Source organism: Vibrio sp. M260121, assembly GCF_036533715.1.
GTDB lineage: Bacteria > Pseudomonadota > Gammaproteobacteria > Enterobacterales > Vibrionaceae > Vibrio.
On sequence record NZ_JATABF010000021.1, the window covers coordinates 68307 to 81733 of the forward strand.

General features: G+C 46.9%; 15 protein-coding genes. 8 read left to right on the plus strand and 7 right to left on the minus strand.

The window, feature by feature from the left end; translation table 11 throughout:
• Positions 1 to 8: 8 nt before the first annotated feature.
• The 4 genes from trkA to def all read right to left on the minus strand — a co-directional run bounded on the left by trkA (position 9) and on the right by def (position 4315).
• Complete coding sequence (trkA, locus tag QTO06_RS13260; RefSeq protein WP_061036157.1) at positions 9 to 1385, minus strand: Trk system potassium transporter TrkA; 1377 nt, start codon at positions 1383 to 1385, stop codon at positions 9 to 11.
• Between the two features lie 64 nt (positions 1386 to 1449).
• Positions 1450 to 2733 carry a 16S rRNA (cytosine(967)-C(5))-methyltransferase RsmB gene (gene rsmB, locus QTO06_RS13265; RefSeq protein WP_331408421.1) on the minus strand — a complete coding sequence of 428 codons (1284 nt, stop codon included), beginning with the start codon at positions 2731 to 2733 and terminating at the stop codon, positions 1450 to 1452.
• A gap of 82 nt (positions 2734 to 2815) precedes the next feature.
• On the minus strand, positions 2816 to 3763 hold the full coding sequence (gene fmt, locus QTO06_RS13270; protein WP_331408422.1) for a methionyl-tRNA formyltransferase: 948 nt from the start codon (positions 3761 to 3763) through the stop codon (positions 2816 to 2818).
• Positions 3764 to 3796: 33 nt separating this feature from the next.
• Positions 3797 to 4315, minus strand: coding sequence for a peptide deformylase (gene def, locus QTO06_RS13275; protein WP_045498040.1), 519 nt, complete (start codon positions 4313 to 4315; stop codon positions 3797 to 3799).
• 138 nt (positions 4316 to 4453) lie between these two features.
• Between def and QTO06_RS13280 the strand changes: the two genes are divergently transcribed.
• Genes QTO06_RS13280 through QTO06_RS13295 form a run of 4 tightly spaced genes read left to right on the plus strand, consistent with a single transcriptional unit; the run spans position 4454 to position 7715 of the window.
• Positions 4454 to 5548, plus strand: a complete 1095-nt coding sequence (locus tag QTO06_RS13280) for a LysM peptidoglycan-binding domain-containing protein (protein WP_331408424.1) — start codon at positions 4454 to 4456, stop codon at positions 5546 to 5548.
• The gene (gene dprA, locus QTO06_RS13285) at positions 5532 to 6641 is read left to right on the plus strand and encodes a DNA-processing protein DprA (RefSeq protein ID WP_331408426.1); all 1110 of its coding nucleotides are present in this window, start codon (positions 5532 to 5534) and stop codon (positions 6639 to 6641) included. The genes QTO06_RS13280 and dprA overlap by 17 nt, the downstream gene beginning before the upstream one ends.
• Positions 6642 to 6643: 2 nt before the next feature.
• Positions 6644 to 7123: a DUF494 family protein gene (locus QTO06_RS13290; RefSeq protein WP_005429833.1), complete on the plus strand. Its 480-nt coding sequence runs from the start codon at positions 6644 to 6646 to the stop codon at positions 7121 to 7123.
• Positions 7124 to 7145: 22 nt separating this feature from the next.
• Complete coding sequence (locus tag QTO06_RS13295) at positions 7146 to 7715, plus strand: DNA topoisomerase family protein (protein ID WP_331408428.1); 570 nt, start codon at positions 7146 to 7148, stop codon at positions 7713 to 7715.
• A gap of 64 nt (positions 7716 to 7779) precedes the next feature.
• On the opposite strand, the gene QTO06_RS13300 is transcribed toward QTO06_RS13295, so the two are convergent.
• Positions 7780 to 8913 (minus strand): 5-(carboxyamino)imidazole ribonucleotide synthase, encoded by a 1134-nt coding sequence (locus QTO06_RS13300; RefSeq protein WP_331408430.1) that lies wholly within the window; start codon positions 8911 to 8913, stop codon positions 7780 to 7782.
• Positions 8914 to 8917: 4 nt separating this feature from the next.
• Positions 8918 to 9403 (minus strand): 5-(carboxyamino)imidazole ribonucleotide mutase, encoded by a 486-nt coding sequence (purE, locus tag QTO06_RS13305; RefSeq protein WP_005429815.1) that lies wholly within the window; start codon positions 9401 to 9403, stop codon positions 8918 to 8920.
• A gap of 199 nt (positions 9404 to 9602) precedes the next feature.
• Between purE and QTO06_RS13310 the strand changes: the two genes are divergently transcribed.
• The 4 genes from QTO06_RS13310 (at position 9603) to QTO06_RS13325 (ending at position 12312) form a co-directional block, all read left to right on the plus strand.
• Positions 9603 to 10160 carry an L-threonylcarbamoyladenylate synthase gene (locus QTO06_RS13310; RefSeq protein WP_051119338.1) on the plus strand — a complete coding sequence of 186 codons (558 nt, stop codon included), beginning with the start codon at positions 9603 to 9605 and terminating at the stop codon, positions 10158 to 10160.
• Positions 10161 to 10194: 34 nt separating this feature from the next.
• The gene (gene hemF / locus QTO06_RS13315; protein ID WP_010645751.1) at positions 10195 to 11112 is read left to right on the plus strand and encodes an oxygen-dependent coproporphyrinogen oxidase; all 918 of its coding nucleotides are present in this window, start codon (positions 10195 to 10197) and stop codon (positions 11110 to 11112) included.
• Positions 11113 to 11211: 99 nt separating this feature from the next.
• Positions 11212 to 12045 (plus strand): shikimate dehydrogenase, encoded by an 834-nt coding sequence (gene aroE / locus QTO06_RS13320; protein WP_331408432.1) that lies wholly within the window; start codon positions 11212 to 11214, stop codon positions 12043 to 12045.
• Between the two features lie 3 nt (positions 12046 to 12048).
• Positions 12049 to 12312, plus strand: a complete 264-nt coding sequence (locus QTO06_RS13325; RefSeq protein ID WP_331408433.1) for a DUF1488 domain-containing protein — start codon at positions 12049 to 12051, stop codon at positions 12310 to 12312.
• Positions 12313 to 12326: 14 nt separating this feature from the next.
• On the opposite strand, the gene QTO06_RS13330 is transcribed toward QTO06_RS13325, so the two are convergent.
• A complete protein-coding gene (locus QTO06_RS13330; RefSeq protein WP_005535485.1) occupies positions 12327 to 12878 on the minus strand; it encodes a gamma carbonic anhydrase family protein in 552 nt (183 codons plus the stop codon).
• Positions 12879 to 13427: the final 549 nt, after the last annotated feature.

Genomic DNA, 13427 nt, shown 5'->3' on the forward strand with positions numbered 1-13427 from the left:
GGAAAATCCTAGAGGAAGAATGGACTCGGCTGGAACAGCGCTTCGACGTCTGGTACGTACTTTTTGTCGACCAGGAACATCACGACGTGGTCATCTTGTTCGATGACGGTACGATCGTGTGCGATAAGAACTTCTTCGCCACGAACGATAGCACCAATGGTGGTTCCTGGTGGGAGTTTGATATCGCCAATCGCGCGACCCACCACTTTCGATGTGGTTTCGTCACCGTGCGCAACGGCTTCGATGGCTTCTGCCGCGCCACGACGCAGAGAAGATACATTAACGATGTCAGCACGACGAACGTGCGTGAGTAGGGCAGAAATCGTCGCTTGCTGTGGTGAGATCGCCACATCAATCACGCCGCCTTGTACTAGGTCGACATAAGCGCCGCGCTGGATCAGCACCATCACTTTCTTCGCGCCCATGCGTTTTGCCAACATCGCTGACATGATGTTGGTTTCATCCTCGTTGGTTAACGCGATGAACACATCTACTTGGTCGATGTTTTCTTCGGTCAGCAGTTCTTGATCCGCAGCATCACCACAGAAGACGATGGTGTTTTCTAGCTGCTCAGACAGCTTCTCTGCACGCTGATAGTTACGCTCAATCAGTTTAACACTGTAAGTTTGCTCAAGGCGTTTGGCTAAACTCGCACCGATGTTACCACCGCCAACAATCATGATGCGGCGGTAAGGTTTCTCGAGGCGCTGAAGTTCGCTCATTACCGAGCGAATGTGGTTACTTGCTGCAACAAAGAAAACTTCATCATCAGCTTCTATGATGGTGGTGCCTTGTGGGCGAATAGGGCGACCTTGACGGAAAATCGCAGCAACACGAGTATCGATGTGTGGCATGTGTTCACGCAGAGCGGATAGAGCGTTACCAACCAGCGGGCCACCATAGTAGGCTTTTACTGCGACTAGGCTGACTTTTTGCTCGGCAAAGCTGACGACTTGCAATGCGCCAGGATATTGAATAAGGCGTTCGATGTAACTGGTTACCAGTTCTTCTGGTGCGATAAGGTGATCGACAGGGATTGCACCAGATTTGAATAGCGCTTCTTTTTCTGCCAGGTACTCTGGAGAACGAATACGTGCAACACGGTTTGGGGTATTGTACAGAGTGAAGGCAACCTGACACGCGGCCATATTGGTCTCATCGGTGTTGGTCACCGCAACTAGCATGTCGGCGTCTTGTGCACCTGCTTCACGTAACACATCTGGGTGACTCGCGTGACCATTAACAACACGAAGATCGTACTTGTCTTGCAACTCTCGCAGTCGGTCGCCATTTTTGTCGACGATGGTGATGTCGTTATTCTCACCAACGAGGTTTTCTGCCAATGTGCCGCCAACCTGACCAGCACCAAGAATAATGATTTTCATACTCTTTACTCGTTATCTGAAAAAGGCGATTGAATTCGCTTCAATCGCCCTATTTAGCATGCTGTTACGCGTGTTTTTTCGTTAGCACTGCGTAGTAGAAACCATCCATATCTTCTTCACCTGGTAGAATCTGACGACCAGGTTGTTCGGGATCAGAGTCCACTAGTTGCGCATCCGCAGTACGTGCTAAGAACGCTTTTACTTGCTCCACGTTTTCTTGTGGTGTGATTGAGCAAGTCGCGTAAACCATGGTGCCGCCCGGTTTCAGTTGCGTCCACATTGCATCAAAAATTTCGCTCTGTAGCTCCGCCAGTGCGGCAATATCATCAGCACGACGTAGCCATTTGATGTCTGGGTGACGACGAATTACGCCCGTTGCAGAACATGGTGCGTCCAGCAAAATGCGATCAAATTGTTCGCCTTGCCACCATTCTTGAGGATGACGCGCATCGCCGCAAACCACTTTTGCCTGAAGGTTGAGACGCTTCAGGTTTTCATGTACACGTTTAAGACGTGTGTCGTCGCAGTCAATGGCAACCACTTCGCTGCCAGACGTACGCTCAAGAATATGTGCCGTCTTACCGCCCGGTGCTGCACAGCAGTCTAGGATCAGCTCGCCATCTTTTGGTTCAAGATAGTTAATCGACAACTGTGCTGCCGCATCTTGCACCGATACCCAACCTTTTTCAAAGCCTGGCAGTTTCATCACATCGCATGGCGCGGCCAATTTTAGGGCGTCCATTGCTTGTGTGTGTGGCGTGCTATCAATGTTTTCATTTTTGAGTAGCGCAAGGTATTCATCACGAGTGTGGTGCTGGTGGTTTACACGCAACCACATTGGCGCTTTCTGGTTGTTGGCTTCAACAATGCTTTCCCACTGCTCTGGGTAAGCTTCTTGCAGTAGTTTAAGTAACCAGCTTGGGTGGCCGTACTTGCCTGCATTGTTGCTGACCGCCATTTGGTCTAGTTCTTCTTGGTTGCGCTGGTAGTTACGCAATACCGCGTTGATAAGACCGCGCAGACGAGGACCTTTCAGTTCTTTAGTACCTTCAACTGTTTCACCGACTGCAGCGTGCGCAGGAATACGCATGAAGCTTAGTTGATAAATGCCTACCAAAATAAGGTGATGGAAAACGCGTTGTTTGCCTTTTAACGGCTTATCCATCAACTGGTTTGCAATCATTTCTAGGCGAGGGAGGTAACGTAGAGCGCCGTAACAGATCTCTTGTAGAAGAGCGTGGTCACGTGGTCGTACGTTTTGTTGAGCCGCTGGAAGAGCGCTTGAAAGTGAGTGGCCCTTGTCGACGACAAGATACAAGACGTTGGCAGCCGCAGCGCGAACATTCATGATGAGTACCTTAAAGTAAAGGAGGGCATCTCTGCCCTCTAAAAGTTCGTATTATTGGTCTTTGACACTATTGTCTGGCTTTTTAAACCAGTTGGGTGCCAACTTCAAACCAAGATGCACGTGAGTTCAAAATATCTTGAACTGACATGGCTTTTTTACCCGGAACTTGCAGTTGTTCCAGTACCAGTGTGCCATTGCCTGTCGCAACATAAATGCCGGTTTTATCTGCTTGCACAATAGTGCCCGCTGGCTTGTCACTGTTTTGTTCCGCCACACGGCTTTGCCATACTTTGATGCTGTTTTCAGCCGCTTCAAAGTGGCTCATTGGCCATGGGTTGAATGCGCGAACGCAACGCTCGATGTGTGCCGCGTCGTCATTCCAATTAATGCGTGCTTCTTCTTTGCTCAGCTTCTTCGCGTAGTTTGCAAGCTCGTCATCTTGCTTCACTGGCTCAGCTTTACCTGTTGCGATGTCTGCTAGGCAGTCAATCAGAGCATCAGGGCCTAAGCCTGCAAGTTTTTCGTACATAGATGCGCTGGTGTCACTTGCTTCAATCGGCAATTTTGCGATTTTCAGCATGTCACCTGTATCCAAACCAATGTCCATCTGCATGATGGTTACACCTGTTTCTGCATCACCAGCCCAAACTGAGCGTTGGATCGGGGCTGCACCACGCCAGCGAGGAAGAATCGAACCGTGCACGTTAATACAGCCCAATTTAGGTGTATCTAGCACAACTTGTGGAAGCAATAGACCGTAAGCCACAACCACCATGATGTCGGCGTTCAGATCAGCAAGCTCTTGCTTAGCTTCATCTGATTTGAAGTTTTCTGGCTGGTATACCGGAATGTCGTGCTCAAGCGCGATGGTTTTCACTGGGCTGGCAGTAAGCTTCTTACCACGACCTGCTGGGCGGTCTGGTTGAGTGTATACCGCAATTACTTCGTGCTCCGAAGACAACAACGCCGCCAAGTGACGGGCGGCGAAATCCGGAGTACCTGCAAAGACAATACGTAAAGACTGGCTCAAGGTAGGCTTCCTTCTAATTAAATTGTATCGAGATTAAGCGTTCTGCTGTTTCTCGTTAAAGCGTTTGATTTTTGCTAGCTTGTCTTGAATACGCTTACGCTTAAGTGGCGATAGGTAATCAACGAACAGTTTACCCATTAGATGGTCTAGTTCGTGTTGAACGCAGATTGCTAGCAGATCGTCAGCGTCAAATGTGTATTCTTTGCCGTCGCGATCTAGGGCTTTAACCGTAACCTCAGCAGCGCGAGGCACAAGTGCGCGAGCACCTGGTACCGATAGACAGCCTTCTTCGATGCCGTCTTCGCCACGCTTTTCCAGAATCTCAGGGTTGATAAGCACCATCGGCTCATCGCGAGTCTCTGAAATATCGATAACTACGATACGTTTGTGGATATCAACCTGCGTTGCCGCAAGGCCAATACCTTCTTCGTCGTACATGGTTTCAATCATGTCATCGACGATTTTTTGAATCTCAGGTGTCACCTCTTCTACAGGTTTTGCAACGGTACGCAGGCGATCATCTGGGAATGTTAATACTTGTAATACAGACATATTCACTCGAAATATTGAACTGTGCCGTAACAGCACAAACCTTGTTGGCTCAATTCTAGACATTTTATGACCTAAATGACAGCATCCTGATACCAATTTCCATTCTGGTAACTGCCTAATAGACCAAGGACGAGGGTCATGAATCGAATTTTCCGCAACGTTTCTCGTATTACGTTGCCGTTACTTTTCTCTTTCAATGTTGTAGCAAATACGGACTCCCAACCACTTACCGTTAAAGATGATGCACCCAAAACTTATGTTGTGGTCAAAGGTGATACGCTTTGGGATATTTCAGCGATGTATCTGGATAGCCCTTGGTTGTGGCCTCGTTTGTGGCAAGTGAACCCAGAGATCGATAACCCGCACCTGATTTATCCGGGAGATAAGTTATCGCTGGTGTGGATTAACGGTCAGCCAGTCTTGAGCTTAAAACCCGTCAAAAAACTCAGCCCTAAAGCTCGCATCACTGAAAAGAAAGCGGTACCTACCGTAGCCGAAGGTTTGGTGATGCCGTACTTAAAATCCGATCGCTTATTGGATGATGAGACATTAGAAAACGCGGCGAAGGTGATGGGTAGCAGTAAAGGCAGTAAATACCTGACCGCAGAAGACACGCTGTATATCAGTGGCAAGCAAGCATGGACAGATTGGGCAATCTATCGACCTGTGGAAACTTTCTCTCGAGATGATGTATCACAACAAATCACGGCATTACGTTTGATTGCCAAAGGTGAGTTGATCGAGGCGTCGGATGAATTTTCAGGACTGAAAATCACCACTCAACTGCAAGAGATTATCCGTAATGATATTGCTTTGCCGGTTCAAGCATTAGAAAACGGGGATTTCACGGCCACCTTCTATCCATTACCTTCGCCGCAAGGCAGTTCTGCTAAGTTATTGGGGAATATTGAAGGCATTCGCTTTAGCTCGACTAACCAAGTGGTGGTGATCGATAAAGGCACATCGGACGAACTTCGCCAAGGCAGTGTGTTCGATCTTAAAGAAGATGCGCATCCTGTTTATAAAGATGGTGATGACTTTGCTAAGGACAACGGTTTTCTCGATTCCAAGATCACTTTGCCACAGAGTAAAGTTGGTGAGTTACTCGTGATTCGCCCTTATGAATATTTCAGCCTTGCTCTGATCACCAATAGCACCAAACCAATCAATAAAGAGGTATCTGTGGTTTCTCCTCTGGTAGAGGAACCGGCCACCAATGAAACCACACAATGATACGGACCTCGCCGCCTGGCTAAAGTTGAGTTGTTTGCCAGGCATTGGCGGGGTCAAGCTGAGTAAGCTGCTGAGCAAAGACACGCCGAGTAATATTGTTCAATATTCCACGGAGCAGCTTCAGCTTTTAGGCTTAACGGCAAAACAACTGCAAGCGTGGTCGCAGGTCGATAAAGAAGTCGATGCTTGTCTGACTTGGGCTGCAGCATCTTCTCATCATCATATTCTTACTTTGGCGGATGCTTTGTACCCGCCACTTCTCAAACAAACCGTCGCACCGCCTCCTTTATTATTCGTAAAGGGAGACGCGAGCTGCTTGTCTCAGCCACAAATTGCTATGGTTGGCAGTCGTAATGCCAGTGTGGATGGACTACAACATGCAAGAGGCTTTGCATCAGACTTGGTACAACACGATCTGATCGTCACCAGTGGTTTAGCATTAGGTATTGATGGTCATGCTCATGATGGCGCGCTTTTAGCTGGAGGTAAAACCATCGCAGTGCTTGGTTCTGGGTTGGAACAAGTGTACCCAGCAAGACACCGAGGTTTGGCGCAGCGAGTGATGGAAAATGGTGCGCTTGTCTCTGAGTTTCGTCCTGATGCTAAGCCTCGCGCAGAAAACTTCCCACGTCGTAATCGAATTATTAGTGGTTTGTCGCTGGGTGTTTTGGTGGTGGAAGCAGCTGAAAAAAGTGGTTCCTTAATCACTGCTCGCTATGCCCTTGAGCAAGGTCGAGAAGTTTTCGCTCTGCCAGCTTCGATTAATGCTCCTAACGCCAGTGGCGGTAATCAATTGATTCGTAACGGAGCTTGCCTCGTACAAAATACTCAAGAGGTGCTGAATGAAATACAGTCTTTACTCGACTGGTCTATTAATCAGAGCTTAGATTTATTTTCTACGCCAATTGATGAAGAAGAATTGCCATTTCCTCAGCTGTTAGCTAACGTAGGAAATGAGGCTACACCAGTTGATATTCTTGCAAGCAGGACCAATATACCTGTTCAAGAAGTCATGATGCAGCTCTTAGAGCTTGAGCTTTCAGGGCATGTTGTTGCAGTATCCGGTGGCTATATTCGAAAGGGGAGGGGCTAGCTATGATGATGGATATACTTATGTATCTATTCGAAACCTACATCCATAGCGATGCAGAGTTACAAGTCGAACAAGACGAATTGGAAGATGAATTGCTTCGTGCAGGCTTCCAGCAAAAAGACATCTACAAAGCCCTTGTCTGGTTAGAAGAGCTGGCGGCATTGCAACAAAGCGATGAACATTCAGCCATTTCAACCTGCATTGCATCGGCATCGACACGTATCTATACCGCATCTGAGATGCAGCGACTGGACCTCGAATGTCGTGGGTTCTTGTTGTTCCTAGAGCAAATCAATGTTCTGACCACAGAAACGCGTGAGATGGTTATCGACCGTGTAATGGGGCTTGAAACCAATGAGTTTGAGCTTGAGGACCTTAAATGGATCATTCTTATGGTGCTATTTAATGTTCCAGGCAACGAAAACGCCTACACGCTGATGGAAGAGCTGCTGTACACCAAGGAACAAGGTATTCTTCATTAATATCTTCGCTTGAGCGGTGAGTATGAGTAGTAAAATCGATCACAACCTTTTCTCGGCACACGAGCATGCGCTTGAGCGCGAACCTTGCCCTAAATGCGGTGGGGAAGTGTCGCTTAAGCACGGTAAACACGGTCCTTTTTTAGGTTGTAGCCAATACCCAAGTTGCGATTACATTAAGCCGCTACACAGCAATGACGGTCACATCGTGAAAGAGTTGGGTGTGCCTTGCCCTGAGTGTGGCAATGAATTGGTACTCCGCCAAGGGCGCTACGGTATGTTCGTTGGTTGTAGCCATTACCCAGCATGCCATCATATTGAGTCGATTAACCAACCAGAGCCAGAGCAGCAAGCGAAAGAGCAACACGCTTGCCCTGAATGTGGCAAAGGACATTTGGTTGAGCGTAAAACCCGATTTGGTAAAACATTCTACGCGTGTGATAACTATCCGAAGTGCAAGTTTGCGGTTAACTTGGCGCCTGTAAGAGGCCGCTGCGAGGAATGTGGATTTACCTTGTTGGTAGAAAAGAAACTTGCCAGCGGGGTTAAACTGCAATGCGCGAGTCGTAAGTGCCAGCATACTCAATCACAATAACCTTCAGTACGAATTAAAAAGGGTCGCATCATGCGACCCTTTTGCTATTTATTCCGCTGCTTTTCTATGCTTGCCACTGCTTGGCAAATTCATGCACGGCAGGGAAAGCCTGCTCATCCAATACATCTGCTAATGCACAAAGTTTACGATTAAGTTCGCCAGTGTAGTCACTACATACGTTGATGTGTCCCATCTTGCGACCCGCACGTTTTTCTTTGCCATACCAATGAATGTGACAACCATCCATCGCTAGCAATGCTTCTGGCAGTGTGTCTTCACCTAGGATATTAATCATCGAGGTCTCACGAACTAGCTTAGTGCTACCTAAAGGCATGCCGCACACGGCGCGTAGGTGGTTCTCAAACTGACAAGTTTCTGCACCCTGTTGAGTCCAGTGACCAGAGTTGTGTACGCGTGGTGCGATTTCATTAACTAGCAAAGTGCCGTCAACATCGAAGAACTCCAGCGCTAGCACACCAACGTAGTTCAAGTTGTTGGCAATGGCCGTGAACATCTGTTTTGCTTGCTCTTGCAACTCTGGTGCATCAATCGCAGTAGAAAGGCTCAATACACCATTGGTGTGAACGTTCTCTGCCAGAGGGTACACTTCAACACTGCCATCTTTACCACGTGCACCAACCAGTGAAACTTCGCGGTTGAAAGGGACAAATTCCTCAGCAACAATCGCTTGAGTTGGTGATGCGGCAATGCACTCTGCCATCTCTGTCCAAATGTCGTCGACTTGAGAAGTTTCTTTTAAGCGCCACTGGCCTTTACCATCGTAACCACCCAATGCACTTTTCAGAACCATTGGCATACCAACGTGTTCAATTGCACGGTCAAAGTCTTCACGAGTTTCGATTACGTAGTATTTCGCGTTACGCACACCAGCATCATCAAGTAATGCCTTTTCAATGCGGCGATCACCGCCTGCTTTGATGGCTTGCGTACTTGGTAGGAACTTGCCGCTCGCTTCGCAAACATCGAGCACGTCATGCGGGATATGCTCGAACTCAGCAGTAATGACGTCGACTTGTTCAATTGCATTCTCTAAGCCGTTGCCTAGTACGTGCTGAGTCAGTGGATGAACGATGTTACCGCTGCCCACATCGTAAGCTGAGATTTGAATATTCAGTGGCGCACCAGCCAGAGACATCATACGAGCCAACTGACCCGCACCAAGAACCAGTACATGCATCTGATTAATCCTCAGCAGGGTTTGGGTTCGCCAATACGGTTTCCGTTTGTTCGTTACGGAACGCTTCGACTTTTGCCATGATCGTTTCATCATGTGTACCAAGGATTTGAGCTGCTAGGATGCCAGCGTTTGCTGCGCCTGCTTCGCCAATCGCCAATGTACCAACCGCAATACCTTTTGGCATCTGTACGATAGAAAGCAGTGAGTCCATGCCTTTCAGCGCACGAGACTGCACAGGGACGCCAAGTACCGGAACGCTAGTAAACGCCGCCGCCATACCTGGTAGGTGAGCAGCACCGCCCGCACCTGCGATGATGACTTTAATGCCACGTTCTTTCGCGCTGCTTGCGTAATCAGCCAACAATTGAGGAGTACGGTGAGCTGACACCACCTTTGTTTCGTAAGACACGCCAAATTGATCCAGCATGTCCGCTGCTAGTTTCATGGTTGGCCAATCTGATTTAGAACCCATGATGATACCGACTTTCATCTCAAACTCCTTCAAGCTGCAAAATTAGGTGAGCTGATAAATTTGTGCGCATTATACGGGGATTTTTACCTCAAGCAAACGTTTGCGTGTGTTTGTAAATGCTATTGATACATTTTATAAACAAATTGCTTTAGTCTCTGAGAATGAATATTTGTACACTTAGTACAAACACAACAGAAAAGATTATCAGGAAGTATCGGTGGAGAACTTTGAACAGGTGCTAAAAGCACTACAAACAGGTGAAGTGATTGCCTACCCAACAGAGGGGGTGTTTGGTGTTGGATGTGACCCAGATAACCCGGAAGCGATTCAAAAACTGCTAGAGCTAAAACAGCGTCCAGTAGAGAAAGGTTTAATCCTTATTGCTGCGAGCTATGAGCAGCTTCTGCCTTATATTGATGAATCTCAGCTGACTCAAGAGCAATTAGATAAAGTCCATGCAACTTGGCCTGGGCCATACACGTGGGTCATGCCTGCAAGTGACAAAGTTTCTCACTGGGTATCGGGACAATTTGATTCAATCGCAGTGCGTGTGACGGATCATCCTTTAGTACAAAAGATGTGTAATGCGTTCGGAAAGCCGCTAACCTCTACCAGCGCGAATCTTACTGGTCAGCCTCCTTGTATGACGACGGAAGAAGTTGAAGAGCAGTTAGGCGATAGACTTGTGGCGATCTTACGTGGTGAAACCAGCGGTCGTGACAAGCCGAGTGAAATTCGTGATGCTAAAACCTCGCAAATATTAAGACAGGGCTAACCCTGCTAGTCAGCAATCAATAGGTACTACACGTATGTCAGCAATCGATAAGCACGCCGTAAAACAGTTCCTGATGTCACTTCAGGATTCCATTTGTCAGCAGTTAGAACAAGAAGATGGAAAGGCCGTCTTTGTTGAAGACGCATGGCAACGTGAAAAAGGAGAGCGTCTTGGTGGCGGTGGCCGTACTCGCGTATTGCGTGATGGTCATATCTTCGAGCAAGGAGGAGTGAACTTCTCTCATGTCGAAGGTAATGAAATGCCAGCATCTGCGACGGCACATCGTCCAGAGCTAGCGGGGCGTCGTTTTGAAGCGATGGGTGTTTCCTTGGTTATTCACCCTAAAAACCCTTATGTACCGACTTCACATGCCAATGTCCGCTTCTTTATTGCAGAGAAAGATGGCGAAGACCCAATCTGGTGGTTTGGTGGTGGTTTTGACCTAACGCCTTTCTACCCATTTGAAGAAGACTGCCAATCATGGCACGACACAGCAAAACAGCTTTGTGCGCCATTTGGTGACGAAGTTTACCCAGAGCACAAAGCGTGGTGTGACAAATACTTCTTCCTCCCACACCGAAATGAAACTCGTGGTGTTGGTGGTCTATTCTTTGATGACTTAAACCAGTGGGAATTTGATAAGTGTTTTGACTACATCAAAGCGGTTGGTGAGGGATACTGCCAAGCTTACCTACCGATTGTATCTCGTCGTAAAGACATCGAGTTCGGTGAGCGCGAGCGCGAGTTCCAACTGTATCGACGTGGTCGTTACGTAGAGTTCAACCTAGTGTATGACCGTGGCACTCTGTTTGGTTTGCAAAGTGGCGGTCGTACAGAGTCAATTCTTATGTCGATGCCACCACTTGCACGTTGGGAATACAGCTACGAACCACAGACTGGCTCTCCAGAAGCTGAACTTTACGAGCGATACCTAACGCCACGAGAGTGGTAAGCGTTGAATCTCCTTTTCTGCATAGATAGATAGTGATAGGGTCATCGGTAAATCAGATGGCCCTATTTTTATATATGGGTAAGGAATAAAGGTAAGGAAATGACTCTGCAAATTGATCGTTATGCCGTGTTTGGTAATCCTATCGGACACAGCAAGTCGCCATTCATTCACACCTTGTTTGCTCGTCAAACCAATCAGTCATTGGTGTATACCGCAGAAACTGCCCCTGTTGATGGCTTTGTTGAAGCAGCAAAAGCTTTTTTTGCTGACGATGGGAAAGGGTGTAACGTGACAGTGCCTTTTAAAGAAGATGCTTATCGATTTGCCAATCGTCTTACTGAGCGAGCAGAGCTAGCCGGTGCTGTGAACACACTGAAGAAGCTAGATGACGGAGAAATAATTGGTGACAACACCGATGGAGAGGGCTTGGTACAAGACCTACTACAGCATCAAGTCGTATTGGAAGGCGCGAGAATTCTGGTCATTGGCGCTGGTGGTGCTGCTCGTGGTGTGATTAAACCACTCCTTGATCAGAAACCTGCTTCTTTAACGATTACTAACCGTACTTTTAGTAAAGCACAACAGCTTGCAGACTTATTCGTCTCACACGGTCCTATTGTAGCGAAAGATATGACGACAATAGAAGAAGCGTACGACGTGATTATTAACTCAACCTCTGCTTCATTAAACGGTGAGTTGCCCGCGGTCTCTTCTGCTATCTTTTCCACCAATAGCACTAGCTACGACATGATGTATGGCAAGGGTTTAACAAGCTTTAACCAGTGGGCGAAAGAACACGGAGCGGCTCATGCTTATGATGGCCTTGGAATGTTGGTCGGACAGGCGGCTGAAAGCTTTATGTTATGGCGTGGTTTGCGTCCTGGCGCGAAGCAAATACTCAGAGAATTAAGAAAGAACCTCGAAGGTCAATAAGAGATGAATCAATCCATTCTATTCCCAGACATGCAATCATGGGATGAAGCATCACAATCAATCAATTTCGCAGCCCAACAGGCTGGCGCATTGATTGAATGCTACGTAACCAAACAAAAGTTAGAAAAGTTGAGTGGCTTAATCATAGCTAATGAGCAAGTTGCCATAGAGGCTTTCGTTGATAATCGCTTTGATCTAGAAGAAATAGCAGAAGAGTTAATAGAAGATGAAGCCTTCAATGAAGAAGGCCACATCATCATCGGCTAGCTGACTCTGCCAGACTACTTATTGATGTCTTCCACCTCATTAATGTAGTCGTTTTTGTTTTGTACATAATTGTTGGCAGACTTTTGTAGGAAAGCTTGCTCTTGTTCTGATAAAGGGCGAGCTTGTTTTACTGGGCTTCCCACATATAGATAGCCGCTTTCTAACCTCTTCCCTGGTGGGACTAAACTGCCTGCACCTATCATTACGTCAGATTCTACAACCACATTATCCAAAACTATCGCACCCATACCTACTAATACGCGGTCGTGTATCTCGCAGCCATGCAACATTACTTTGTGACCAATGGTGACATCATTACCTATGATGAGAGGATAGCCGAGTGGGTTATCCGCATTCTTATGTGTCACATGAAGCACGCTGCCATCTTGAACGTTGGTACGGTCACCGATATGAATGTGGTTTACATCGCCACGAGCTGCAACCAATGGCCAGATACTAGAATCATCACCAATTCGGATATCACCGACTAAAACAGAGGTTGAGTCGACGTAGACACGCTTTCCCAACTGAGGACGTATACCTTTATAACTTCTAATTGAACTCATCTTTATTCCTTATAAAGCGTTAATAACGGTGATATTTGATAAGAAGAATAGTAAAAACTCGCCTTTTAGAATAAAAAACACTCAAACGGCAAAAAAATCAAAAAAAAAGAGAAAAAGGGCTTGCCAATGTGATCGCAATCTCTATAATGCCACCTCGCTGACACGGCAACGCTTCGAAAGAAACGAGGTTGAGTTAGCAAGCCAATTAGCCAAGCGGAAACGCTTGAAAAAAGTTTGAAAAAAGTGATTGACACTAAACTTTAACTCGCTAAAATGGCCGTCCGATTTGAGCGAAGCTCAATAGGAAAGCTCTTTAATAATATAGACCTATCAATCTGTGTGGGCACTCGTTGATGATAATCCAATTAGAAGCTTCGGCTTCAAATTAGGTTTCAATGAAACGAAGTGACCATTGAATCGAAAGATTCAGCACAGTCAATTCAAACATTACTTATGTAATGTTCAGTATTCATTGAGCCGAACAAAATCTTAAATTGAAGAGTTTGATCATGGCTCAGATTGAACGCTGGCGGCAGGCCTAACACATGC

Bases quoted from the DNA above. Each gene is read 5' to 3' on its own strand.
- trkA (WP_061036157.1), bottom strand. From the start codon at position 1,385: ATGAAAATCATTATTCTTGGTGCTGGTCAGGTTGGCGGCACATTGGCA.
- rsmB (WP_331408421.1), bottom strand. From the start codon at position 2,733: ATGAATGTTCGCGCTGCGGCTGCCAACGTCTTGTATCTTGTCGTCGAC.
- def (WP_045498040.1), bottom strand. From the start codon at position 4,315: ATGTCTGTATTACAAGTATTAACATTCCCAGATGATCGCCTGCGTACC.
- QTO06_RS13280 (WP_331408424.1), top strand. From the start codon at position 4,454: ATGAATCGAATTTTCCGCAACGTTTCTCGTATTACGTTGCCGTTACTT.
- dprA (WP_331408426.1), top strand. From the start codon at position 5,532: ATGAAACCACACAATGATACGGACCTCGCCGCCTGGCTAAAGTTGAGT.
- QTO06_RS13290 (WP_005429833.1), top strand. From the start codon at position 6,644: ATGATGATGGATATACTTATGTATCTATTCGAAACCTACATCCATAGC.
- QTO06_RS13295 (WP_331408428.1), top strand. From the start codon at position 7,146: ATGAGTAGTAAAATCGATCACAACCTTTTCTCGGCACACGAGCATGCG.
- QTO06_RS13300 (WP_331408430.1), bottom strand. From the start codon at position 8,913: ATGCATGTACTGGTTCTTGGTGCGGGTCAGTTGGCTCGTATGATGTCT.
- purE (WP_005429815.1), bottom strand. From the start codon at position 9,403: ATGAAAGTCGGTATCATCATGGGTTCTAAATCAGATTGGCCAACCATG.
- hemF (WP_010645751.1), top strand. From the start codon at position 10,195: ATGTCAGCAATCGATAAGCACGCCGTAAAACAGTTCCTGATGTCACTT.
- aroE (WP_331408432.1), top strand. From the start codon at position 11,212: ATGACTCTGCAAATTGATCGTTATGCCGTGTTTGGTAATCCTATCGGA.
- QTO06_RS13325 (WP_331408433.1), top strand. From the start codon at position 12,049: ATGAATCAATCCATTCTATTCCCAGACATGCAATCATGGGATGAAGCA.
- QTO06_RS13330 (WP_005535485.1), bottom strand. From the start codon at position 12,878: ATGAGTTCAATTAGAAGTTATAAAGGTATACGTCCTCAGTTGGGAAAG.